Origin of the sequence: Pelodictyon luteolum (assembly GCF_001622165.1) — a bacterium.
GTDB classification, from domain to species: domain Bacteria; phylum Bacteroidota; class Chlorobiia; order Chlorobiales; family Chlorobiaceae; genus Chlorobium; species Chlorobium luteolum_B.
Map to the genome: position 1 here is coordinate 1 of NZ_LVWG01000032.1, position 24,801 is coordinate 24,801.

A 24,801-nucleotide genomic window follows, 5' to 3' on the forward strand; every position below is an offset into this window, starting at 1 on the left:
AACCCGGCTGAAAAGTGAATGTTTTTTTCAAAAAAATGCGTCATCTTCGTTGACATTGTCCGATGGCTGGGCCACGAGCCGCCAATGCAGCGGAAGAATCCAGCATTCAGTCAGACGCCCGGCCGTTCGGGCTGGACATTGCCTCGCCAGTTTATGCGTCAGGGTCGGATGAGAATGCGACGACATTCTTGGAATACTACTCAGAGACGCTGGTTCCCTGGGTCAGCACGAACCTACCCGAGTACACAAACAACTATACCACGAGCCTCCGCATTGACCCATCGTTGCTCACTCTTGCAACAGACTCTGATGTGAGAATATATTTTGTAGGAGAGGGGGCCGGATATGACAACACTCTCGGATTCACCAGTACGACGGGCGATCGAAGCCTCATATTTCCCGAGGCCTCCGTCAATCCATCATACAACAACGCAACCGATCTCACAAAGGCCGCAGCCAATGTGAACTTTCCTCTCGTACCGGGAGACTTCGTCGACCTGGGCAGCTTTGAAGCAGGCGCACAACTCGACTTTTTCCTCATCGCCAACGGCGCCAACGGCGGCACGACGACCTTTTCCACAGACGCAACGACAAGTCCCGACGGCTTGACCCATGCCATATCATGGGTTCCAGCTGACAGCCCATACCTTCTGATCGGATTCGAAGACCTTCTTGGTGGAGGTGACGGTGATTTCAACGATCTGCTGTTCGCCGTTGCGATCCAGCCGTTGACAACCGCGCCAGAACCCTCGACCATGCTTCTTCTCACCAGCTTCCTGCTTGTCGTTCTCTATCTGCGGCATAGCAGCCGGTTTTCTCCGCATAGTGATCCAGAACAATACCCTCGAATCAACTAACTCCGCCCCAATATGCATCCCTCAATAGCAGCAGATGGACCGGTTCCGAACAAAGCAGTCAAGAAACTCCCCGCAACCCTCCTCCTTGCGGGACTACTCCTTGCAGGCCCGCTTTCAGCAACCGGACTCACAGCAACTGATACGGATCCCTTCAATGCGACCTATCTGGAAACATTGCAAGACAATCTTGGTCTAAACCTTTACGAGAGGGAAAGCATTGGTGACATTCCTCTCGTCAGTCTGGACCCCTCGAGTATCAGTCTGACAACGACCTCCGGTGTGAGGGTCTATTATATAGGCACGACCTCCAATTATATCAACACATTGGGATACAGCACCAATGATGGAGCTGTCGCACCCATTTTCAAGACGAGCTTCAGTACATTCGACAGAAACCGCCTGATGCCGGGGGATTTCATTGATCTGGGTAATGTGGAAGGTGGTTCACAGCTCGATTTTTACATGACCACCAATCTGGGCTTCACCCGCACCAATACCGTTTCCACAAGCGACATGATTGAGCATGCCGTCGCCTACGCAATAAGTGACAGCCCCTATCTTCTCCTCGGTTTCGAGGACACCATCAGCGACTGGATTGGAGGAGCGGACTTCAACGATCTGCTCTTCGCCGTTGATATCGGAGCAGCGAATGTCTCCGCCATGACCGCCGCGCCTGAACCCTCGACCCTGCTCATTCTCGGCAGCTTCCTGCTCATGGTGGCATTTCTCAGAAACCGCCAGCGCATCGTGGCCCCTAAATGCTCCCAGGCATGAAACAGCACCGGACCGTGCGGCTCATCATCATCGGGGCCCTCATCCTCTTGACGGGTGGCGGCGTGTATTTCGGTCTTCCCGCCATACGCGCAGTCATCAAGGAATCAAGAGACAAAACTGCATACACAGAGGCAAAAACCTTTCTCAACGACCAAAGGGCGGCAAAAGCATTCGAGATCATCCGGATGAGGGACAGCTCCGTTCCCGACAGTAACAGCGAATGGCTCCACCTCGAAATAGAGGCCCTCAGTGCACTCGGCAATGTTGGGCGCCTGAGCGCTCTGTACGATCGCCATCCCGAAGCGTTCATGCAGCACGAAAAGGGATCGATGATTGTGGCCCGCGCGATGCTTGCAACCGGGGACATGAAAAGCTATGTCACATTCAGAAAAGCATGGGAATCGCAGGAAAAGCAGCCAGAACTCTGGTTTGCTCTCGATGTCGACGCCCTCATCCTTCAACAAGACACGGCCGGAGCCCTGAAGCTCTTGCGCTCCAGATCTTTCGAAGGTCAGGCTGATGCGGCAAGGCTCAACAGGCTTGCTCTGCTAACGGCAGGCGGGAACCTGCAGCAAGCCTGGCAATATCTGGAGCAGGCCTACAGCGTAGCCCCGAAAAATCCTGATGTCCGTTCTTTCAGGGCACAGATACTGGAGCGGATGGGTAAAGAAAAGATGGCCCGGGTTGAATATGTCGCAGCCCACCTCGCCCTTCCGGACAATCCACTCTATCGGGATCAGCTCGCGGAATTCTACCGCCGCCGCGGGCAGATCGGCCTTGCAGTGCAGACATGGGCACGGGATCTCAATGAACGCTCAGCCGATTTCATCAGGCTGAAGGCTCTTTTCTGGAGCAGGGTGACGACACCGGCATCGATTGGCAAAACCGATCCTGCTGACATATATGGAGAGCTTGCGCCACTCGTCATCTACCTGCAAGAGCTTCCTGAGGGGCAATTCTGGGATGATGGCCTGTTCGAAAAAGAAGTTGCCAAAGGCCAGATGGTGCTCGAAAGGCGCCAGGAAGCCTACTGGCTGCGCATCCTGGAAGCTCTCCGGAACAAAGAGGAAGAAAAATGCTACGACATCATTCTCGTCCACCCGTTCAAACGATCGTCCTGGAACCCCGATCTCGAGAAGGCACTGGAACGGCTCCTTGCCTACCGGCTCGAGAAACCCCAGCCGATGGATGCAAATGCGTTTGGTGCAAGTGGCCGCAACACCGAACAGAGACACCAGCTGTTCGAACAGTTGGAACGGATCGCTATGAGGGAAAAACCCGACCCCAAGCTTGACCGCCTCCTGCATAGCGATGAAGCTTTTGCTGCGGTCTTCATGGCAGGCGGCTGGATGGAAGCCGCCCTGCAATTGCGGGGCAAGGGAGCCATACCGGAAGGCATCCCCGACTGGTACATTTACGGAGTGACGCAGTCTCTACGCTTCAACAGGGATGCGAAAGCAGCTCTGGCGTTTGCCCGCAGCCAGCGGCCCACACCGGAAATGACACTGCTGACCGGAGAGATCCTGCTCGCAAACAAGGAGAGAGCTGCCAGTATCGAAATGCTCGAGCCACTGACCAAGAGCAAATCTGCGATTGGCTACCGCGCAGCATGGCTGCAGAGCCTTGCCTATCTGGACCAAAAAGCGACCCTCAAAGCCCGGAATGCACTCCAGCGCCAACCCGAACTATTCAGCAGTACGGCAGGCAAAGAAATTCTGGCCCGCATCGCGCTTGCTGAAGGAGAACCCGAAAAAGCCCGCGCCATCTATACATCGCTGGCAGACCGGTCGGCCGAAGCCAAAGCCTACCTGGCCATGCTCGCATACCGCCAGAAAGACTGGAATACCTGCAAAATCCTGACCATGGAGCTGATCAAAGAGTTTCCAGACAGAATGGAGCTTCAGGCCAACCTCGCGGCCATCAACAAAGCCGAGAAGGAGAACCGGCAATGACAGCTCGCGATTACCCAATCATCGCTGCGCTCTTGATTCTGGCCCTCTTCATCTGGATACACGATCTATCATGGATGATGCAGCCGGCCGACACCCTCCCCATTCTTCTGGCCATACCCTGTATGTTCTGGCTCGGAAGCCCCTGGAAATTCCTTCCCGGAGCGTTCCGTGTGCCGACAGGAGGCCTTGCCGTCACGACAGGGGCTTTCATTATCGGCATCGTAACAGGCTGGATGTTTCTTCTGGCCATCAGCTGGACCGTTCTGCTCTGGAGCTGGCTCTCAATCCGTATCGAACCCGCGGACCGGCGGCGGATCGCAAAACTGCTGATCCTGCCGATGATGGCGTTCCCATGGCTCCTGCTGGACGCTCAGGCCGTTGGCTGGTGGTTCAGGCTTTCTGGCAGCTGGGCAGCTGGAGAATTCTTCTCTCTTACAGGGTTCCATGTGGTCCAGGACGGAACCAGGCTGCTGATACAGGGCCTGCCTGTTGAGGTGACGGCCGCCTGCTCGGGGATGCATTCCCTGCAGTCGATGCTGATTGCCGGTTCGGCACTCGCCTATATCATTCTCGGCCACCACCCGATATACTGGCTCAACCTTCCGCTGCTGGTCGTCATCTCATGGATTGCCAACACGGTGCGCATCGTGGCTATCGCTCTGGCAGCTCTTGCTGTATCACCCGAATTCGCGGCAGGCCTGTTCCATGAATGGGGCGGCTGGGGCGTACTGATCCTAATGTTCGGGCTATGCTGGGCTATCTTCACCCTGCAGAGAACCCTTCTGAATAATAAAACCGCACAAGCATAATGCGAGACCACTGGATCATCGCACCGCGACTTGCCATTACGCTCTGGTGCATATGGCAGGCACGCGACCTTCTTGCGGCATGGGAGCACTCCGGATACGACCAGTATGGATGGATAGCGTTGCTCGTCTGGTGTCTTCCGGTCTTCATGTCAGGGACCTCGGCACTGTTAGGTGCAGGATCGCGCCAGTATGGTACAGCCATGCTGACAGCGGCACTCCTTCTTGCCCTTCTGGGCCAGGCCGGATCACTTCACATCCTCCAGCATGCCGGACTGGCCCTGGCTCTTGCGAGCTGGATTCCATTCTCACCGCATCAGTTGCTGTGGCTGCTCTCATCGATATCATGGATGCCCGCCTTCGGCTGGATCGGCAGCCGGCTCTTCTTCGGCCATATCCTTCCGGCAAGGCTCCTATTGGCCCTCACCGCAGCGGGCTGGCTTGCCGCTGTGCTTAGAAGCAGGAGGATGGAACGGCGATGAACGACAGGCACAACAACACGATGCTCTGGGCGCTTCTGGCCCTGGCGGTACTCTTCGGAACTGCGGCGGAATGGCTTACGCCAGGGGTCAGTAGTGACCGGCTTGCTGCACTGCGGCAAAAGGGATCGCTGTTTGCATCCCGTTCCCTTCCATTCTCCCCTGAAGAAACCGCATTCTACGGAACGGCTCGCGTTCTCAAACGTTTCTATCAGTGCCGGAACGGGGCGTTCATCCTGATTGCCGTCGATGGATCGGCGAACCGGCATGCTGTTCATGATCCGCTCTATTGCATCAAAGGAGCTGGGTGGGAGATTACGGAAAGCAGACGACTCGTTGTCGACGGAGGAACGGCAACCCTGCTCTCTCTCACCAGGAAAGGACAACAGAGAGAGGCCGTCTTCTGGTTTTCCGACGGCTCATCCCGCCATAGTTCCGTCCTCCGGTACTGGCTTCAGACCACTCTCCGGAGACTGACCTTCGGCGCATCGGGCAAGGAACCGGTCTTGTTGATCCTGCAGTCCATCGAGCATGATCGTCCTGACTGGCAGTCGCTCTTGGAGCGATGTCTTTTCCTTTTTGAAGTTTAACCCGCAACGCGCATAAAAACGAGATCCATGTTGTTATATTACAGCCATATATCGCACAAAAATGCTCCACTTTAACCCCGAATCGAAACCGATACCACCCTCATTTCTGAAACATTACATCTATTCGACAGCGCCATGTCACAACAAACCCAATCAAAACCCGACACCATTCTGTTCAAGCACGCACCGGCGCCGATGTGGCTGCAGCAGGGCAGCATAGTCATTGATGCCAATTCCCGGGCGCTAGACCTGTTTCAGGGACCCGGCAGTGAAGGACTCATCGGTACCGACATCACCACTCTTCTTTCCGACTGCGGACAGGATGGAGGCGATGCATCTCTTGAAGCTTTGGCGCTGTTCAGGGATGTTGAAAACAGAAATGATGCAACCGCAGACTGGCGCTGCCGGAAGCCGGACGGAAGCCAGATGGATCTCCACACTGAAATGAGCCCTGTCGACCTTGATGGCCAACGATTCATCCTGATCGTAGCGTTCGATCAGAGCCGACTGAACCGCGACCGGGAAGCAATGCAGACACAGCGGCGGCAGATGCAGGACTTTATCGGGAATTTCTCTCACGAACTCCGCACATCGCTCTTCAGCATTCTCGGCTTTACCAGTGTCCTCCGTCAGGATGAAGCCGTGCTGGACACGGGACAGTTCAGGGAGTTCCTATCCATTCTCAACATCGAAACCCTGAAAATCTCATCCCTCGTAGAGGATGTACTCTCTCTTTCCCGCATCACTGCCGGTGCGGGCGTACTGAAAAAGAGACCGGCAGATCTCATAGCCATCCTTGAGGAACTCGCTGGCACCATGGCCGGACAGGCTACCCGCAACGGCGTCACCCTGAACCAGAAGTTACCCGATGGCCCACTGACACTCGTCATGGATCCCGATGCCATCAAAAGGGTATTTTTCAACCTGATTGACAATGCTGTAAAACACACACCGATGGGAGGCTGGATTGAGTTACGCGCTGATGCAGATACCTCCCGTTCCTCCATCATCGTAAAGGTCATCGATTCAGGACTCGGGATTCCTGCACGCGACCTGCCGCATGTTTTTGAACAGTTCTACCGCGTCGAGCGATCCGGATTCACCCCTAACGGGTACGGCCTCGGACTCTCTATTGCCAAGCAGATCGTCGATGCTCATGAAGGCTCCATTGCCATCGAGAGCGATGAAGGTGCCGGAACGACCATAACAGTCGTAATCCCCTTCAGCAACGGCATCGATAGCGTGACCTCTTTACCCATAAGCGAAAGTGTTTCATGATCTGCACACCCCCCGAAGCACCCCGCAGGCGCTCCTACGCTTTCCTTCAGGAAACCATTTCGTCGCTCTGCGCCTCATTCCCGGAAAACATGCGCAGCCTGACACGCAGGGCATGTGAGATGAGCGACTGCCCGGCATCTCTCTACATCAGGATCAGGGAAGATGGCAAAACCCGGTACCTGGCTGCAGGCCATGCTGTCAGCAAAGGGCTTTTGGGCATAACGATGCCGCAGGAGCACGAAGGGCCTGCCATGGACCACTGGATCCTTGAACATACAGGCTTTGAACATACATTGAGCTTTCCCGTCTCGCTGAGAAGCGGAGGGTATGCATACCTGACCATGCTCGCAGATAAGCCCCGTCGGCTCACCATCAAGCAGTATGATGCTCTTGAAGTCATCACCCTTGCGCTCACGCACGCCGAAGAGCTCCAGGATGCTTCGCGGGGAAACCTCACCCAAGATCTCTTCAGCAGTAGCCAGGAACGCGCCAGAGAGCAATGTGACGAAACCCTGCTGACGAGCGTATGCCGGGAACTGGTTGAACAACACGGAGCCGAAAGTGCCTGGATAGCCCTTGTTGACCGTACACGGGTTCCCGATGGCCGATTCTTTCATACAGGGTTGACGACCGATGAAACCGCCCGCCTCGACACCATGCTTAAAGAGGGCAAGATCTCCGGGTGTGCGTCACGGTCCATGAACACCGCAGACGGGCAGGTTATCAGTTCACCCCGCTTGAAATGCAGTGCATGCCCAATGTCGGAAGACTTTGAGGGATTCGGACACCTGAGCATCGGGATCTGCTTTAACGATCAACCGTACGGATGGCTGACAGTATCGGTTCCGAGCAGATACATTTCAGACCATATCCAGCATGCCGTACTTCAGGACCTTATCGCTTCACTCGGTATAAGCCTGCATTCGAGAGAGCTTGACCGACAGAACCTCGAAACCCAGAAAAGCCGGGAACGCATGCTGAAGCACTTTGAGCGGCTTTCGGCATTCCGGATAAAACAAGTGGAAATGATGAAGAACGCTTCCGTCAGGAAGATCCTTCAGGCAACAATCGACGAAGCTGAAGAGTGGACGGAAAGTCGAATCGGTTTTTTTCATTTCATCGAAGCGGAACATGAAACCATATCCATGCAGGCCTGGTCAACGAGGACGATTGAATCCATGTGCCGCATGAAAGACATGTACGGGCATTACCAGCTCGACCATGCCGGAATATGGGCCGATGCCATCCGTGAAAAGCGCACCGTCACCCATAACGATTACCCCTCAGCTCCGAATCGTAAAGGTCTGCCGGAGGACCACGCAGAGCTTTTGCGGGACATGGCAGTTCCAATCATCCGAAACGGCAGGGTCATGGCGATCCTCGGCGTTGGCAACAAATCGCGATACTATGACGAGGATGATGCCTTCTGGGTAGCAGCCCTTGCTGACCAGACCTGGGAGATCATCGAAAACAAACTCTTTGTTGAACATCAGGAACTGATGCGGCATCAGCTTGAGCATGCAAAGAAAATGGAGATGATCGGCAACCTCGCATCAGGTCTTACCCACGAAATCAATAATCCACTTAATTTCATCCGCCTGAATATTGCAAACCTCGATGAGGACTTCCCCAACCTTACCAACCTTGTCACCCTCTACCGACAGTTGCTTGAGGGTATGGAAAGCATAGATGCATGCAGCCCTATAACCAGAGAAATCCGTTCCCGGGAAGAAGCCATCGATATTGATGGCCTGATGGAAAACCTTTCAGCAGTAATTGCATCGACACGGCACGGGGTGGAACGCATTACCGGCATTACCCGGAGCATGCGAAACTTCTCCTTCAAGAACCTGACTGATACACACATCAACTCAAACATCAATAAAACAATTCAGGACACCCTGTTGATCGTCAACCATGAGAGCGCCGACACCGCCGATATCCGGACTGACCTCGGTAAAATCCCCGCGGTGGCGTGCAATCCGTCTCAAATCGGCCAGGTTGTCCTGAACCTCCTGATGAACAGCCTGCAGGCCATCAGGCAACAGAAAAGAACCGTCAAGGGACAGATAGGAATAAAAACCTGGGCTGACACCACACGGATCTACTGCTCGATTACCGATGACGGTCCGGGCATCGAGCAGTCGGTTAGGCAGGAAATCTTCACCCCGTTTTATACGACAAAGGAACGCGGAATCGGTACGGGTCTCGGACTGAGTATTTCCTATGACATCATTGTTCATAAGCATCAGGGACAGCTCGACTTTGAATGTCCCCCGGAAGGGGGAACGGTCTTCACCATGGCATTACCGCTGCAACAGGAAACTGCCTCCAATCAAAGAGAGGTCCAATCATGAAGAAAACTGCGAAGACAGATACGGAGGACGCCTTCAAGTTCCGGAGTACATTTGGAGAACATTATTATGACGGATACGGTGCCCGGCATGAAACACCGCACATCGTCGCCTATACCGGCGAGGTTACAGCGGCAGGTCCCGGCAGAGTGCTGATTTCCAGCCCCCTTGGCTCATGCATAGCCGTCTGTGCATACGATCCGGGAACTCGAGTCGGAGGACTGGCGCATGTCATGCTGCCGGGAGTCCCTCCGGCACATGCTGAGACAGGAAAGGACCGCTATGCCGCCCATGCCCTCGAAACGCTCTTCAGCGTAATGCAGAACGAAGGGGCAGACCCGGGAAATCTTCTCATTTGCCTTATCGGCGGTGCCAATGTCCTAAGGCGCGAACACGATACCATACATATTGACAACCTACGATCACTGACCAGCCTCATCCTGCAAAGAAATCTCCCAATCTGTCGAACCATGACAGGAGGCAGTGAGCGGATGATGGCTAGAATGGAGACAAAAACCGGCAGAATTTTCCAGACCACAGGAAACAACCCCGAAGAGATGCTTTTCGATTACTTCACCCACAATATCGAGAACCCCGACAATTAGGATTTTCATCACGGCATCGTTAAGTTCAATTAAATTATGCAGTAAGTATCACAAAGACATCATCACCATGGCCCAGCAAACAATCCTTCTCGTTGAAGACGAACCACATACAAAAAGGCTGATTTCCTACGTCCTTGAGTCAAAAGGCTTTCATGTCATGGTCGCAGAAAACGGCAGTGTAGCCCTTGATATATGTAAAAACAACGTGCCCGATCTCATTCTCTCTGATGTAATGATGCCGGTTATGGACGGACTTGAGCTCCGCAGAAAAGTGCTTCAGGACGCAGCACTGTCCGCAATTCCGTTCATCTTCCTTTCCGCCAGGGCACAGACGCATGAAATCATCAATGCAGAGAAACTCAACCCGATTGCATATATCACGAAGCCTGTCGAACCGGATGAAATCACTAATATCATTAATGGTATCCTCAAAAAAAATTCATGATGGGATGCATTGAATGGGGAGGGCTTAAGCCAGGATTAAGTATGATCGGGTAACAGCGGCGTATTACTACGCCACCGTCCCCTCAGAACCCGGCGTACGACTTTCACCGTACCGGGCTCAAGCCTCGCAAAAGCACACAAGTGCACCCAGTAAGGATATAGTCCTTACCTCTACAGTAGAACCGCAGCCTGCTTGATCACAATGATCTTGATGGCGCACACATGGATATAAATCCACGTACATTTGCTTTCCATCATAATGCAGGTTCTCCGGCATTTCTGTAGCGCGAGACCTCAAGGAAGTCTGCCTGCTTTCGCATGGGGTGATGTTGCAACCCCTATCTGGTCCATTACAGGCCAGCATTCGCTTTCTCCTTGATCTTCTGCCCACAGCTCCATGGTCATTCCTTGCGGTTTGATTGCCTTACAAATTGTAAGGCGGAACTATGGGTTTACCGTGTTCCGCAGATTGAACATGCGAACGAGTTAGGCCCCGTCTTTCCGCCGGCGGGAGTTATCGACCGTGTAGAGGAACACCGGTTACCTCTATCCAACCCGCTTACCTTTTGGTTCGAGTGTTACAGTAGCTTTCACTCGTCACACTTTACGGCAGTTACGACGATTCACATATGTTGGCCATATCGCGCTCCCTCTTGCCCCTCTCCGCCTGCTACTGGCAGATTCAGCGTTCCCTCACGGGTCGGCCTACAGTTTTTCTGCGGGTACGTTTATCCGAGAGCTTCACACAAGTTGGTTACCCTGCTTGCATGTCTCGGTGAGGGCAACAGACGGCACTGCTGGTTCAAAGAACAGTTCAATTCTGCGACTTCACGTCGCACCCGGCGCAAGTGTACTAACGCCTCTTATGCGGACCGGCAAGGTTCTAAACTTTAGGGATGAGCGGGTTACGGCCTATGACGAGAAGGCTGGCAGGAGGTATACCGTCAGTCAGAAGCTCACCCGACACTGATGCTGAGGTTCTTGCTCATTTTCTTTGCCATCTGCACCTTCGGATCATCAGCAGTGATCTTCGGCCGCCCCCCCTTCTTGCCTTTTGACCGGGCGGCCTTCAACCCTGCCTGCGCCCGCTCCTGGATCAATCGCCGCTCGAATTGCGCCAGGGTAGCGAAGATGTTGAACACCATCTCGCCGGACGCGGTGGTGGTATCAATACCGCCGTCACTGATTGAGCGGAACCCTACTCCCCGGCCCTTCAGCTCTTCGACGATCTCGATGAGGTGTTTCAGGGACCGGCCGAGTCGGTCCAGCCGCCAGATGACGAGCGTATCCCCTGCCTGCAGTTCCGTCATGCAGGCTGCGAGACCCGGCCGTTCCGTTTTTGCTCCACTTGCCTTGTCGATGAAGATGAGTTTGTCAGGTATGCCGGCTTGCTTCAGGGCATCAAGCTGCAGGTTGAGTTCCTGACCGGTAGTCGAGACTCGGGCATAGCCTATCTGCCTTCCGGTTTTTGTTGTTGTATCGGTCATTCTTTAAAACGGCTTGTTTTTATGGGTAGATGGACTATAGAAATACAGTACGCATTTATAAGACAGATACGGCCCGGAAAAGGGGGCATTTCTACCCCCTTACCAGCTGTCTCATAACACGACCGCTTCGCAATGACACTGCTCGGCATTTGAGGGGCCTTCCAAAGGCGCCTGAAAATGTCGCGAAACTCATTCATCACATAAAAGTCCGGAAGGCAGAGGCTTTGTAAATTCAATGTACGGGCTCATCACGGGCTTATTTGACCCTCATCCGGGTCACAGGCACAAAAAAAGACAACGCCAAAAGCATCACCGCCGCCGCGTGAGGGCCAATCGTGTCTTTTCTGCAACAATGAAGGTGGCGGTTCAGGGATTCAGGCTCCCAGCTTGTTTTTCTCAAAAGCCCTGCGTATGATGAAGGAACAGGTAGGGAAATGCCGCCGCCCGCGGCAGGAATTCCACGAACCCCAAGACGGAGGAGCACCATGCATCTCATCCGCCGCCCGCATTCCGCACGCCCCCTTCTCGAGCTCGTAGGAGAAGGAGAGGGACTATACACCGAATTCAAGCGGAAAGTCCACTCACCCCAGAAAATCGCCCGTCCAATAGCCGCATTCGCCAACACCGGCGGAGGCGTCATGCTCATCGGCATTGACGATGACGGAAGCATTGTCGGCATCCAGAGTGAAAAAGAAGCGCTTGAAGTCGTCTATGAGGCAATCCGCCACCATATCGACCCCGTCCCCGACGTCGACGCCTACATTGAAATGCACCGCCGGCGTATGGTTCTGGCCATTGTCGTCCCCGAAAGCGCCCGGAAGCCCCACTTCCACCTCAGCACGGCCATCGACAGCAACACGGGGAAATCCTGTACGGTACGGAAGGTCTATTTCAGGGAAGGGAGCTGCAGCAGGGCGATGACAGACGAAGCCGCCTTCCGCATGAAGTCAGCGGCCGGCTGCAGGTGATCAGGCACCGACCATGGCTTCAAAAAAGGAGATGGACTGTTGCAGGCAGGCAAAGTTATGCTGTTCAAGAGGCGGTTCGAGGGTCAGGCGGAACAGCATGAACCGGCCTGCAACCGTCGTCAGCTGAAGCACGCTGATGGCATCGCCGACTGCATATACTTTCGCCAGGAGGCCTGGCTTTGAAATGTCCCTGATCACCCTCGCATCTCCATAGATCCTTGCCATATCCTCCGTAGCTGCATTGAACTCCTGATGGACCGGTTCAGGGGTCTGCCGGATATCGAGCGCCACCAGTTCCTTGTCGTAGACAAAGAGGGTGCCCCTCATCTGGGGCCCATCATAGGAAACGCTCACCCCGAGACCGGGATTTTCCACCTCGTTGTCGATCATGCCGGTATAGTGAACCCAACCGATTTCGTAGGGAAGAGAGAGGGCTGCCCGATCCCCCAGATAGATCATCGGGATCGGCGTCTTTTCGGATGGAGAAACAGCTCTGGACACATCAAAGTAAACGCTGCGCGTTTCGATGATTACCTGTTCTCCCTCGACACGCTTGACCTCATAGTCCAGCTTCTCCACGTCGCCATGAAGCCCTCTGGCAACCTCTTTATGGACAGTATTCCAGTACAGCCCGAGTTTGGTGGAAAGCGCGTGGACCACTTCCATCTCCACCCTCGCTGCCACCATGGAATCCGTCACATCGACAATCACCGGATCGTCATAAGCCATACCGGACCCTCCCGATATGGGGAGGTCGCGTCCGGTTGCGTTCTTAATGATTTCCCTCAGCATGCAGCAGCACTTGAATTGTCAGCCGTTGATGCCGTAGTACTCACGATACCATGCAACAAACCGCCTGATACCGTCATCAACGGTGGTTGAAGGCTTGTACTGCACATCCTCGATCAGCTGGTCCACATCGGCGTAGGTGTCGGGCACGTCACCGGGCTGGAGCGGAAGCATCTCCTTTTCAGCAGTCCGGCCGAGCTCTCGCTCAAGGGCTGCGATATAGTCCATCAGCTCGACGGGTTTACTGTTGCCGATGTTGTATACCCTCCAGGGCGCGCGGCTGGAACCGGGATCGGGTTTTGCCCCCGACCACAGCGGGTTCGGCTCTGCCACATGGTCGAGGGTACGGATGACCCCCTCGACGATGTCGTCGATGTAGGTGAAGTCGCGACGGTGTTTGCCGTAGTTGAAGACTTTGATCGGCTTGCCCTTCAGGATGGCGTCGGTGAAAAGGAACAGCGCCATGTCGGGCCTGCCCCACGGGCCGTAAACGGTAAAGAAACGCAGGCCGGTTGTCGGGAGCCGGTAAAGATGGCTGTAGGTGTGGGCCATCAGTTCGTTGGCCTTCTTGCTTGCGGCATACAGCGAAAGAGGATGGTCGACATTGTCATGCACCGAGAACGGCATGGTTTCGTTGGCGCCGTATACCGAGCTTGATGAAGCATAAACCAGATGCCGGACACCGTTGTGTCGGCACCCCTCAAGAATGTTGATGAACCCGACAATGTTGCTTTCGATGTAGGAGTGCGGGTTGGTGATGGAGTAGCGCACGCCGGCCTGGGCGGCAAGATTGACGACCCGGTCGAATTTCCCCCGGGCAAACAGTTCCTCCATCGCCTTCCTGTCGGCAATATCGGCCTCAACAAAGGTGAATGCCTCGTGCGGGGTAAGCTGTTGGAGGCGGGCCTCCTTCAGCGAGACCTCATAATAGTCGTTCATGTTGTCGACCCCCGTTACACAATCGCCTCGCTCGAGCAGTCTCCCCGAGACGCTGGAGCCTATAAATCCGGCAGCGCCGGTCACCAGTACATTCATTGCAATGCAGTCGTTTTGTGCGTTATGCCCCGTCGGGCGGAGTGATAGGCCAGTACTCAAGTATAGGAACAATTATGGGGCCCTACAAGGCAAAAAAGCCCCGAAACAATGACCGGAGAGGGCAAAAAAAGATGAACGCTGTCGAGAGAGCATCATATTTTCTTCATAAATGTAATTTTTTAAGGCTCATAATATTTATTTCCATAAAAAATTAAGTATATATAGGGCGAGGGTTGCAAAAGTCCCCGCAAACAATAGTAAACAGACGGACATGAAGCGTTTTTTCGACAACTACGATGCTGATGCATCCCGGTTTTTCGACGAGCTTGTCGCGCGGGAGGGAGGGCCGAGGCCCCATTATGAAAAGCTGCTCCGGCGGTTCGCCATGTTTTCACAGGAGGATGTGAAAACAAGGAGGGAGATGACGAACATCTTCTTCCGCAGCCAGGGCATCACCTTCACCGTCTACGGTCTTGAGGAGGGCATTGAGAGGATCTTCCCCTTCGACCTCATTCCGAGGGTCATCCCGGCGGCGGAATGGGCGCTTATCGAACGGGGGCTCGCCCAGAGGATTGCGGCGTTGAACCTCTTTCTCTACGACATCTACCATACCCAGAATATCCTGCGCGACAAGGTCATTCCGGCAGAACTCATACTCGGCAGCCAGCATTTCCGCCGCGAGTTCGTCGGCGTCACCCCGCCGCAGGGCATATACATCCACGTTGCCGGCAGCGACATCATCCGGGACGGGGAAGGCCGGTATCTGGTGCTTGAGGACAACCTCCGGACCCCGAGCGGTGTCTCCTACATGCTGCAGAACCGTCAGGCGATGAAACGGGCCTTCCCGGTTCTTTTCAGCCAGTACAAGGTGCGCCCCGTGGAAGACTACCCGCAGGAGCTGCTCCGCACCCTTCAGGAAGTGAGCCCGCCGCTCCAGAGGGAACCCAACGTCGTGGTGCTCACCCCGGGCATCTATAACTCCGCATACTTCGAACACAGCTTCCTTGCCCGTCAGATGGGCGTGGAGCTCACCGAGGGCCGTGACCTCGTCGTAAACGACAATGTCGTCTACAAACGGACCACACGGGGACTTGAACGGGTCGATGTGATCTACCGGCGCGTCGACGATGCCTATCTCGATCCGCTCTGCTTCAGGCCCGACTCCAAGCTCGGGGTCGCAGGGCTCATCAATGCCTACCGGAAAGGCAATGTGACTCTGGCTAATGCCATCGGCACCGGCATTGCCGACGACAAGGTCATATACAGCTTCGTGCCGAAGATGATCAAATACTACCTCGGGGAGGACCCCGTGCTCGAAAACGTCCCGACCTGGCTGCCGGGAACCCCGTCCGACATGAAGTATATCCTTGAGCATCTTGACGAGCTGGTGGTCAAGTCCGCCAACGAATCCGGCGGATACGGCATGCTGATCGGACCCGAGTCGACTGCGCAGGAGCAGGAACAGTTCAGGGAACTCATCGTGGCAAATCCCCGCAACTACATCGCACAGCCGACCATATCGCTCTCGCGCCATCCGAGCCTCCTCAACGACTCTGAGATGTACGGATGCCACATCGATCTGCGCCCGTATGTGCTGACCGGAAAAAAGACCACGATCGTACCCGGTGGGCTGACCCGCGTGGCGCTCAAGCGAGGTTCGCTGGTCGTCAACTCCTCGCAGGGCGGGGGCAGCAAAGACACCTGGGTCGTCGACGAATAAACGGAACACCAACCAACCACCCCATTATGCTGAGCCGTGTCGCCGAATCACTTTTCTGGATGAGCAGGTACGTTGAACGTGCAGAGAACACTGCGCGCTTTCTGGACGTGAACTTCAACCTCCTGCTTGACCTCAACCGCATCACGACGGTTGAAACCCCCGACTGCTGGATCGCCCTTATACTCGTCACCAGCGACCGGGAGAAGTTCGACAGCCTGTATGGCCAGTACGGAGCCGAAACGGTCACCGACTATCTCGTCTTCAACCGCAACAACCCGAACTCCATCATCTCCTGCATCGGTCTGGCCAGAGAGAACGCCCGGAGCGTGATTGAGAGCATTTCAAGCGAAATGTGGGAGCAGATCAACAACCTCTACCACTACCTGCAGACCGTCACCCCGCAGAGCGTGCAGAACGATCCGTTCAGCTTCTACCGTGAGATCAAGAACGCCTCGCACCTCTTCCAGGGCATCACCGACAGTACCTTCCCGCGAAACGAAGGCTGGGACTTCGTGCAGATCGCCAAATACCTGGAACGGGCTGATAACGCCGCCCGGTTGATCGACGTGAAATACCACATGCTTGAAACAAGCCATGCCGGCCACGGTGACGTGGTCAGCGGATCGGTGGACATCCTCCAGTGGATGGCGGTCCTGAAAAGCTGCAGTGCGCTTGAAGCCTTCCGGAAAGTATATTTCGCGCGCATAAAGCCGCAGAGCATCCTGGAGTTCCTCATTCTCGACCGGACCTTCCCGCGCAGCATCAACTTCTCCGTCTGCGCCGCAAAAGATGCGCTCTGGCGACTCTCGGGCGGCTCTGCGGGACGCTCGTTCAACAGTGCAGACCGGCTCATCGGAAAAATGGAGGCGGAGCTGAGCTACACCACGATGGACGATATTGCCTCTAAAGGCCTCCACAGCTACCTTGCAGGACTTGAACAGGGAATCATGGATGTCGGCGAGCAGACCCACCTTACTTATTTCGCCTACCACACCCCGGAAATAGAACCGGTCGAGGAGGGGCTCCGTACCACATTCAGCGGCAACGGAGGAAAACGGGCCGAATGGAGCCAGGCCCAGCAGCAGCAACAGCAGGCATACTGCCGATAACAAGAGAGGACTATGATACTCAAAGTCGAACACAGGACGCTTTTCGAATACGACGTCCCCATCTATGAAACGGCAACGGAGGTTCGCCTGCACCCGCACACCGGACAGACCTCGAGGCAGCGCTGCACCAGCTTCACCCTGCAGCTTGACCCGCCCGCGCCGATTTTCGAGTACACCGACTTCTATGGCAACAAGGTTCACCACTTCAATCTCCTGCAGAGCCACAGACGGGTCAGCATCTTCGGCACCTCGGTCGTAGAGACCGGAACCGGACGGGCAGGAAGGGAGGAAAACGAAGAGATCCTCCTTCTGGACTTTTCCGCCGAGAGCCGGTTCGTTCACTTCGATGCCGCAATACGCTCCTTCATAGAAGCTCTGCCGCACACCGATGAGCCTGAAGCCCTTGCCGCATCCATCTGCCGCAAGATCAACGACACGTTCATCTATGAACCCGGAGCAACAGACGTCCACAGCACCAGCACCGTAGTGATGGCGCTCGGCCGGGGCGTCTGCCAGGATTTCGCACATATCATGCTCGCCGCATGCCGGAGTCTCGGCATTCCTGCGCGCTATGTGAGCGGCTACCTCTACGGCGGAAGCACCCCTGAAGGGCATGACGAAGCCAGCCATGCATGGTGCGAGGTCTGGTGCGGGCCCGAAAAAGGATGGGTCGGCATGGACCCCACCCACAGCTCGATCATTGCGGACGAACGCTACATCAGGATCGGCTCGGGCCGTGACTATGCCGACGTCCCACCGGTTCGGGGAACATGGAAAGGCAATGCCAGGGAAACGCTCGGCGTATCGGTTCGGGTGACGGAAATCGGGTAGCCGGAATAACCGGGGGCATTTCCTATTTTATTTCTCTCTTCGGCTGGTTACCTTCCTTGGTAACCAGCAACAGGCCCATACGACCAGCCCCCTCCTCCATGAACTTCCGCCTCCAGAGCACCGACCCCCGATCCGCCGCCCGGACGGGCATCCTTTCCACCGGCCATGGTGATATCCCGACCCCCGTCTTCATGCCGGTCGGAACCCGGGCAAGCGTCAAGTCGGTCGAGCCGCATGAACTGCTTGAACAGGAAGCGCACATTATCCTCACGAACACCTATCATCTCTACCTGAAACCCGGCAACCACATCATAAGGAAAGCCGGAGGGGTGCACCCGTTCATGGACTGGCATGGACCGCTGCTCACCGACAGCGGCGGCTACCAGGTCTACTCGCTCTCAGAACTTCGCAGAATCAGTGAAGAAGGGGTAACATTCAAATCGCACCTCGACGGCAGCATGCTGCAGTTCACTCCTGAAAATGTCGTTGACACCCAGCGCATCATCGGCAGTGATATCATGATGCCCCTCGACGAATGCCCCTCATCCAAGGCGGATCGTGAGTACATCCGCAAATCAGGCGAACTGACCATACGCTGGGCCGAGCGTGCGCGGCGCCACTTCAGTGCAACTGCCCCCCTTTACCATCACCCGCAGATGCTCTTCGGCATCACCCAGGGAGGCACGCACAGTGACCTGCGTGCCCTGTCAGCCAAAGCGCTTGTCGACCTCGACTTCGACGGCTATGCCACCGGCGGCATGGCGGTCGGCGAACCGGCCGAAGAGATGTATCGCATCCTTGAGCTCTCCCATACGCTCCTACCGGAACACAAGCCACGTTACCTGATGGGAGTCGGCACCCCGGAAAATATCCTCAACGCCATTGAGCGGGGCATCGACATGTTCGACTGCGTCATCCCAACCCGCGAAGGACGCAACGGAAGAGTCTACACCCGAAAAGGCAAAATGAACCTCCGCTCGGCAAAATATGCCGAAGACTTCTCCCCTGTTGACGAAGGGTTCGGCAACCATGTGTGCAAACATTACAGCCGCGCCTATATCCGCCATCTCCTGAACGTGGGCGAAATCCTCGGCCTCAAGCTCTGCACCCTGCAGAACATCTCGTTTTTCATGTGGCTGACCAGAACCGCCCGCCAGCGGATTGAAGAGGGATCGTTCCTCGAGTGGAAGGCCGGGTTCCTTGAAGAGTTCAACAGAGGAGAAGCATAGCAATGCCCCACCCCGAACACAACACCAGCGTCTTCCTTCTCAGCCTCGGCTGTTCGAAAAACACCGTCGACAGCGAACGGCTCCAGGCACAGGCTGAAGCTTCCGGAATCACCTTCACCCAGCAGGCGGAGGAAGCCGAAGTCATTCTCATCAATACCTGCGGGTTCATCGAAGATGCCAAGGAGGAATCAATCATGGAGATCCTTGCAGCCGTCGATATGAAAAACGCAGGAACCGTGCGGCAGGTCTATGTGATGGGCTGCCTCACCGAGCTCTACCGGAACGAACTGCAGGAGGAACTCCCGGAAGTTGACCGGTTCTTCGGCACGAGAGAACTGCCGGCAGTGCTTGACGCCCTCGGCGCCCGCTACCATCAGGAACTTTATGACCATCGCTCACTCCTGACACCGCCCCACAGCTCATATCTCAAGATCGCCGAAGGGTGCAGCCGCGCCTGTTCGTTCTGCTCCATACCCAAAATCCGGGGCCGCTACCTGAGCCAGCCAATGGAGCAGCTCCTGAGGGAGGCCCGACTGCTCCAGGAGAAAGGGGTAAAGGAACTCAACCTCATCGCCCAGGATATCACCGTCTACGGCGTGGACCTTTACGGAAAACAGATGCTCAACGACCTGCTCATGCGGCTATCCGACATGGAGTTCCGCTGGATCCGCCTGCTCTATGCCTATCCGGTCGGCTTTCCGCTTGAGGTCATCGACACCATCGGAAACCGAAGCAATATCTGCAACTACCTCGACCTCCCGCTCCAGCACTGCAGCGACCCCATCCTCCGCTCCATGAACCGCGGCATCACCAAAGAGCAGTCTCTCCGGCTTATTGAGGAGATCCGCAACCGGAACCCAGACATCCGCCTCCGCACCACCATGATTGCCGGTTACCCCGGCGAAACCCGCAAAGAGTTCGAGGAGATGCTGGAGTTCGCCGGAAGCGTGCGGTTCGACCGTCTTGGCTGCTTCCCTTATCGCCACGAGGAACACTCCCCCGCATACAGCCTCATAGACACCGTACCGGAAGAGGAGAAACAGGAAAGGGTGAGCGAACTCATGGAGCTTCAGGAAGAGATTGCCCGAAAGAAGAACGAGGCCTTTGTCGGCAGCCTCATGACCCTCCTTGTCGACCGGACTGAAGAGGGCGAAGAGGGGCTGATCCTCATCGGGCGCACAGAGTTCGACGCACCCGAAGTCGACAACGAGTGCCTGCTCGAGTCTGGATCCCCGGAGCCCTCACCCGGAACGTTCGTTCAGGCCCGCATCACCGGCTCAATGGCCTACGAGCTCCACGGAACAGTCGAATCGCTTATGGAGTAGGGCTCCCTCAGCCGCTCCCTGAAGGGCTTTTTCACCATTTTTGACTATATTTGCCGCTAAGTACGCGCCCGAACGGGCGCAACCGGAACGCGTCGCCACACGCAGAATCGAAACCGTTGGGATGGGACAGGACACGATAACAAAACAGCACTCGTTGATTTTCCTGACCGGTTTCAGCGGTTCGGGAAAGTCGACCATAGGCCCCCTTCTGGCCAACTCCCTCGGGTACGAGTTCCTCGATGTCGATCAGGCGGTTGAACAACGTGCAGGCAAACCCATTACCCGCATTTTCGCAGAAGAGGGTGAAGCGGCATTCAGGGAGCTTGAGCTCCAGACCCTGAAAACCGTAGCCGGAGAAAAGGAGATGGTCGTCTCGCTCGGCGGCGGAGCACTCCAGTATGACCCGTCCCATGCATTCATTGCCGGAGCCGGCACTCTGGTTTATTTGAAATCATCAGCCGCGAACCTTGCAAAAAGGCTGGTCAACAAACGCGACCGCCCCCTGCTGCGTGGAGAGGACGGAAGAAAGCACTCCAGGGAAGAGCTTGAAGAAAAGATCCGCCGGATTCTCGAAGAACGGGAACCCCGTTACCAGCAGGCAGCCCTCACCGTACAGACTGACCAGAAACGGATCGGCTCGACAGTGGAGGAACTGACAAGGAAAATAGAACGGCTTGTCCGCAAAGCCCCGCAGATCGGGGAGGACGGCCAGCAACCAGAACAGCCGTGAGCACCATCATCGTTTCGAGTCCGGTGACCGCCGGACTTGCATCACGCTTCAAAGCCCACGGGCTGAAGCTGAAAACCGTCGTCCTTTTCGACACCAACACCCGGAAGCTCTTCGGTGAGCAAGTGCTACGAACCCTCGCCGATGAGGGATTCATGGTCCACGAACTCGTTGTCCCCGCCCGTGAAGCATCGAAAAGCTTCAGCACGGCCTATAAGCTATACGGCGGCATGATTGAAGCCGGTGTCGACCGGAGCTGGAACCTGCTTGCCGTCGGAGGCGGCGTGGTCGGAGATCTCGGAGGGTTCATTGCAGCCAGCTACTACCGCGGCATCCCGGTCATCCAGCTCCCGACCACCCTTCTGGCCATGACCGACAGTTCAATCGGAGGAAAGGTTGCCATAAACCATCCGCTCGGCAAAAACCTCATCGGTTTTTTCCATCTGCCGGAACTGGTGCTGATCGACCCGTCGTATCTCGGGACCCTGCCGGAACGGGAGGTCTACTCCGGCCTGTCGGAGGTCGTCAAATACGGATTCATAGCCGACTCAGCCCTCCTTGAACGGCTCCGCTCACACTTCAGCAGCATCGTCGCGCTCGAAGAGCCCTATCTGACCGACGCCATCCGGCGCAGTGCGGAAATCAAAGAGGCTGTGGTACGGGAGGATTTCAGGGAGATGAGCGGGCTTCGTGCCACCCTGAACTTCGGGCATACGTTTGCCCATGGACTCGAAAAACTTGCCGACTACCGCTTCATCCGCCACGGGGAAGCCGTCACCATCGGCATGGCTGCTGCGCTTTCGCTCTCCCGCCGCCTCGGGTTCCTGGACCGGCCTTCGCTTGAACAGGGGCAGTCCATCATTGCAGAATTCCGCTTTCCCCGCGGACTCCTGAAAAAGCGGTTCCTCGACATCGACGCTCCGGCGCTTCTGGAAAACATGCTCTCCGACAAGAAAAAGCTAGACAGCCGCCTCCGCTTCGTTCTCCTGAAAGCACTCGGAGAAGCATTCCTCCTCGAAGAAGACGTGGATGACCGGGAAGTGCTCGGGGCGATTGAGGATGCGAAGACGTTCTTCAGGAAACAGTAATCCGGTTCAGCTCGAAGAGGTAGCGGGCACCTCTCGATACGGCATGGGGATCAAGCAGTGGCGGCATCTCCATCATGGACACGATGAGCGGTGCACGGCCACCGGTGGCCACAACCCGCGCGTAGCCTTCTCCATGTTCACTGCGGAGCCACCCCCGGATCTTCCGCACGAGGCCTTCCACCTGCAACACGCACCCCCATACCACGCCGCTCCGGATGCAGTCAGCCGTAGAGAGGCCCATGAGCCGTTCAGGCCTTGAGACCTCAACCCTCGGCAGCTGGGCCGTGCGTTCATGAAGCGCCGAGGCCATCAGCTCCAGACCAGGCATGATGAGCCCACCGAGGTAGCTGCGGTCTGCTGAAAGCACGTCGAATGTGATGGCGGTTCCGATGTCAAGGGCTATGACGGCGGCCTCTTCTTCAAGCATGCAGCATCGGGCACAGAGCGAAAGGCGGTCGGCACCGAGCGCAGAGGGGGGATCGTAGCTGATCCTGAAGGGCAGATTGAGGGTCGAATCGACAGCAAGCACCCTGCCGGGAAGTATATCCAGAAGCCAGCGGCCGGCAGCTTCTCCGGCACGGGGAACGACGGAACTGATGACGGCGTCAGCCGCAAGGGAATGGCGGGCGAGAAGCGGCTGAAGAAGTTCCCCGACCGCTTCGGGTGAAGAAAGAGCTGCGGTCGCAACCTGTAGAGAGTCGATAGGGTCAGTGCCGCTGAAGACGGCAAACATGGCCGTGGTGTTGCCGATTTCGGCAACAAGCAGCGGCGTGGAGGAGGGATGCGCCATCTGTTCCATGATCGGCCCCGTTCCGGGAAACACTACCGTAGTTCGGCCTTTACGCCGGTTTTTCGGGACAGCTCATGAAGGAATCGCCGGTAATCGGGCAGTTTTTCCGTCACATACACGGAATCACGGCCTGTAGGGGTTGTGGCGACAATGAAGATTTTAGGGGGCGGATTGTAGGTCACCCCCTCCTGCCGGATGGCCTCTATTTCCGAAAGAGGGAACGTCATCACCCTGCCCTTCCGGTCAAGGTACTGCAGTCGGTCCCCTTCAATGCGGACCGAGTCGCCGTCCTGGCCGTGCTCGGCAGCAAACTTCGTATTGTAGTACATCGGCAGGCCGAGCGTCACGGTGAACAGGAGAAGCATCATGGCCGTTTTCCAGAAACATCCGAGGTTGATGGCGTAGGTGAACCTGCCATAACGGAAAAACAGCCCCCAGCCGACAGCAAGAATGAGCATGGAGAGAAACCATGACGCGTAGTAGTAATAGTCCAGCCAGAGGGCCGGATAGGACATGGGGTACTGGAACGCTTCGGCCATATCGACTCGGGATCTTGTGTTCGTTGATGCTGGTGCGACAGTGAAAATAAGTCTTAACTTTCTCTATCCAATAAAATACAGAAAATCACCCGAAACCGATCCTCTGCATCATGAAAGCCTATCATAAAGAACTCTGGCTGAATATCCCCGAACGGATGGGGTTCCGGAACATCACACGCGACGTCGAAGGTGCGCTCCAGGAAAGCGGCATCAAGGAAGGTCTCTGCCTCGTCAACGCAATGCACATCACCGCCTCCGTCTTCATCAACGATGACGAACCGGGCCTGCATGAGGATTACCGCCAGTGGCTTGAAGCGCTCGCCCCGCATGAACCACTCAGCCGATACCGCCACAACCGGACTGGCGAGGATAACGGTGATGCCCACCACAAACGCCAGATCATGGGGCGGGAGGTCGTAGTTGCCGTGACCGGAGGGAAACTGCACTTCGGCACATGGGAACAGATTTTCTACGGGGAGTTCGACGGGCGGAGGAAAAAACGGGCGCTGGTGAAAATCATCGGAGAATGAACATCCCATCCTCCCTCGAATTAGTCACTCCCCGATGGTGTTGGTCGGTAAGGAAGCAGAATCATCCCCCGTCAACGATGAAAAAAGGAGGACATGATGGTTACCGAGAAAATGGAACACAATCCGGTTGGATGGTTCGAAATCCCCGTCCACGACATGGAACGGGCAAAGACCTTTTACGAGGCAGTCTTCAACATGCCCATCGAAGTACATAGCATGGATGACGGCATGGTGATGGGATGGTTTCCGATGAGTGAAACAGGATCGGGCGCCTCCGGGTCACTGGTAAAAGCAAAAGGCTATATCCCGACGCATGAAGGGACACTCGTCTATTTTTCAGAACCCGCCATCGAAACCGCCCTTAAGCGGGTCCGCAACAACGGTGGCAACGTCATCAAGGAAAAAACCGACATCGGCCAATATGGCTTTATCGCCTACATCGAAGACACTGAAGGCAACCGCATAGGCCTGCACAACATGACCTCATAGCGGCTC

Annotated in this window: 25 protein-coding genes; 20 read left to right on the plus strand and 5 right to left on the minus strand. The window is 55.9% G+C overall.

Annotation, left to right across the window (positions count from 1 at the left end; genetic code table 11):
• The first annotated feature begins 311 nt into the window (after nt 1-311).
• The 10 genes from A3K90_RS06275 (at nt 312) to A3K90_RS06320 (ending at nt 10,140) form a co-directional block, all read left to right on the plus strand.
• Nucleotides 312-857 carry a DUF4114 domain-containing protein gene (locus tag A3K90_RS06275; RefSeq protein WP_303681725.1) on the plus strand — a complete coding sequence of 182 codons (546 nt, stop codon included), beginning with the start codon at nt 312-314 and terminating at the stop codon, nt 855-857.
• A gap of 12 nt (nt 858-869) precedes the next feature.
• The gene (locus A3K90_RS06280) at nt 870-1,631 is read left to right on the plus strand and encodes a PEP-CTERM sorting domain-containing protein (protein WP_011358119.1); all 762 of its coding nucleotides are present in this window, start codon (nt 870-872) and stop codon (nt 1,629-1,631) included.
• Nucleotides 1,628-3,583 carry a tetratricopeptide repeat protein gene (locus A3K90_RS06285; protein WP_157858165.1) on the plus strand — a complete coding sequence of 652 codons (1,956 nt, stop codon included), beginning with the start codon at nt 1,628-1,630 and terminating at the stop codon, nt 3,581-3,583. Before A3K90_RS06280 ends, A3K90_RS06285 begins: the two co-directional genes overlap by 4 nt.
• Complete coding sequence (locus tag A3K90_RS06290) at nt 3,580-4,392, plus strand: archaeosortase/exosortase family protein (protein ID WP_303681726.1); 813 nt, start codon at nt 3,580-3,582, stop codon at nt 4,390-4,392. The genes A3K90_RS06285 and A3K90_RS06290 overlap by 4 nt, the downstream gene beginning before the upstream one ends.
• Nucleotides 4,392-4,871, plus strand: a complete 480-nt coding sequence (locus A3K90_RS06295) for a hypothetical protein (RefSeq protein ID WP_126343055.1) — start codon at nt 4,392-4,394, stop codon at nt 4,869-4,871. Before A3K90_RS06290 ends, A3K90_RS06295 begins: the two co-directional genes overlap by 1 nt.
• Entirely contained in the window at nt 4,868-5,458 is a 591-nt protein-coding gene (locus A3K90_RS06300; protein WP_303681728.1) for an exosortase-associated EpsI family protein, read from the plus strand. The genes A3K90_RS06295 and A3K90_RS06300 overlap by 4 nt, the downstream gene beginning before the upstream one ends.
• 135 nt (nt 5,459-5,593) lie before the next feature.
• On the plus strand, nt 5,594-6,736 hold the full coding sequence (locus A3K90_RS06305; RefSeq protein ID WP_303681729.1) for a PAS domain-containing sensor histidine kinase: 1,143 nt from the start codon (nt 5,594-5,596) through the stop codon (nt 6,734-6,736).
• On the plus strand, nt 6,733-9,093 hold the full coding sequence (locus A3K90_RS06310; RefSeq protein ID WP_303681730.1) for a sensor histidine kinase: 2,361 nt from the start codon (nt 6,733-6,735) through the stop codon (nt 9,091-9,093). Before A3K90_RS06305 ends, A3K90_RS06310 begins: the two co-directional genes overlap by 4 nt.
• Nucleotides 9,090-9,695: a chemotaxis protein CheD gene (locus A3K90_RS06315; RefSeq protein ID WP_011358126.1), complete on the plus strand. Its 606-nt coding sequence runs from the start codon at nt 9,090-9,092 to the stop codon at nt 9,693-9,695. Before A3K90_RS06310 ends, A3K90_RS06315 begins: the two co-directional genes overlap by 4 nt.
• Nucleotides 9,696-9,762: 67 nt before the next feature.
• Nucleotides 9,763-10,140: a response regulator gene (locus tag A3K90_RS06320; protein WP_011358127.1), complete on the plus strand. Its 378-nt coding sequence runs from the start codon at nt 9,763-9,765 to the stop codon at nt 10,138-10,140.
• A gap of 955 nt (nt 10,141-11,095) precedes the next feature.
• On the opposite strand, the gene A3K90_RS06325 is transcribed toward A3K90_RS06320, so the two are convergent.
• Entirely contained in the window at nt 11,096-11,626 is a 531-nt protein-coding gene (locus A3K90_RS06325; protein WP_011358128.1) for a recombinase family protein, read from the minus strand.
• A gap of 485 nt (nt 11,627-12,111) precedes the next feature.
• Between A3K90_RS06325 and A3K90_RS06330 the strand changes: the two genes are divergently transcribed.
• Nucleotides 12,112-12,594: a helix-turn-helix domain-containing protein gene (locus A3K90_RS06330; RefSeq protein WP_303681731.1), complete on the plus strand. Its 483-nt coding sequence runs from the start codon at nt 12,112-12,114 to the stop codon at nt 12,592-12,594.
• Here A3K90_RS06330 and A3K90_RS06335 read toward each other — a convergent pair whose 3' ends face one another.
• Both A3K90_RS06335 and A3K90_RS06340 read right to left on the minus strand, forming a co-directional pair.
• A complete protein-coding gene (locus tag A3K90_RS06335) occupies nt 12,595-13,386 on the minus strand; it encodes a hypothetical protein (RefSeq protein WP_303681732.1) in 792 nt (263 codons plus the stop codon).
• Between the two features lie 18 nt (nt 13,387-13,404).
• Nucleotides 13,405-14,418: an NAD-dependent epimerase gene (locus tag A3K90_RS06340; protein WP_011358131.1), complete on the minus strand. Its 1,014-nt coding sequence runs from the start codon at nt 14,416-14,418 to the stop codon at nt 13,405-13,407.
• Between the two features lie 271 nt (nt 14,419-14,689).
• Between A3K90_RS06340 and A3K90_RS06345 the strand changes: the two genes are divergently transcribed.
• The 7 genes from A3K90_RS06345 to aroB all read left to right on the plus strand — a co-directional run bounded on the left by A3K90_RS06345 (nt 14,690) and on the right by aroB (nt 22,447).
• Entirely contained in the window at nt 14,690-16,138 is a 1,449-nt protein-coding gene (locus A3K90_RS06345; RefSeq protein ID WP_011358132.1) for a circularly permuted type 2 ATP-grasp protein, read from the plus strand.
• A 26-nt stretch (nt 16,139-16,164) separates the two neighbouring features.
• Nucleotides 16,165-17,247 (plus strand): alpha-E domain-containing protein, encoded by a 1,083-nt coding sequence (locus A3K90_RS06350; RefSeq protein WP_303681733.1) that lies wholly within the window; start codon nt 16,165-16,167, stop codon nt 17,245-17,247.
• Between the two features lie 12 nt (nt 17,248-17,259).
• Nucleotides 17,260-18,078 carry a transglutaminase family protein gene (locus tag A3K90_RS06355; protein WP_011358134.1) on the plus strand — a complete coding sequence of 273 codons (819 nt, stop codon included), beginning with the start codon at nt 17,260-17,262 and terminating at the stop codon, nt 18,076-18,078.
• A 98-nt stretch (nt 18,079-18,176) separates the two neighbouring features.
• Nucleotides 18,177-19,307: a tRNA guanosine(34) transglycosylase Tgt gene (tgt, locus tag A3K90_RS06360; RefSeq protein WP_011358135.1), complete on the plus strand. Its 1,131-nt coding sequence runs from the start codon at nt 18,177-18,179 to the stop codon at nt 19,305-19,307.
• Nucleotides 19,308-19,309: 2 nt separating this feature from the next.
• Entirely contained in the window at nt 19,310-20,632 is a 1,323-nt protein-coding gene (gene rimO, locus A3K90_RS06365) for a 30S ribosomal protein S12 methylthiotransferase RimO (RefSeq protein WP_303681734.1), read from the plus strand.
• A 121-nt stretch (nt 20,633-20,753) separates the two neighbouring features.
• Nucleotides 20,754-21,362: a shikimate kinase gene (locus A3K90_RS06370; RefSeq protein WP_303681736.1), complete on the plus strand. Its 609-nt coding sequence runs from the start codon at nt 20,754-20,756 to the stop codon at nt 21,360-21,362.
• A complete protein-coding gene (aroB, locus tag A3K90_RS06375; RefSeq protein ID WP_011358138.1) occupies nt 21,359-22,447 on the plus strand; it encodes a 3-dehydroquinate synthase in 1,089 nt (362 codons plus the stop codon). The genes A3K90_RS06370 and aroB overlap by 4 nt, the downstream gene beginning before the upstream one ends.
• Here the strand turns inward: aroB and A3K90_RS06380 are convergent.
• Complete coding sequence (locus A3K90_RS06380; protein WP_011358139.1) at nt 22,434-23,246, minus strand: type III pantothenate kinase; 813 nt, start codon at nt 23,244-23,246, stop codon at nt 22,434-22,436. The two genes, aroB and A3K90_RS06380, sit on opposite strands and share 14 nt — an antisense overlap.
• A 23-nt stretch (nt 23,247-23,269) precedes the next feature.
• The gene (locus A3K90_RS06385) at nt 23,270-23,776 is read right to left on the minus strand and encodes a hypothetical protein (protein WP_011358140.1); all 507 of its coding nucleotides are present in this window, start codon (nt 23,774-23,776) and stop codon (nt 23,270-23,272) included.
• Nucleotides 23,777-23,886: 110 nt separating this feature from the next.
• Between A3K90_RS06385 and A3K90_RS06390 the strand changes: the two genes are divergently transcribed.
• Nucleotides 23,887-24,306, plus strand: coding sequence for a secondary thiamine-phosphate synthase enzyme YjbQ (locus A3K90_RS06390; RefSeq protein WP_303681737.1), 420 nt, complete (start codon nt 23,887-23,889; stop codon nt 24,304-24,306).
• Between the two features lie 93 nt (nt 24,307-24,399).
• The gene (locus A3K90_RS06395) at nt 24,400-24,795 is read left to right on the plus strand and encodes a VOC family protein (RefSeq protein WP_303681738.1); all 396 of its coding nucleotides are present in this window, start codon (nt 24,400-24,402) and stop codon (nt 24,793-24,795) included.
• The last annotated feature ends 6 nt before the right edge of the window (nt 24,796-24,801 follow it).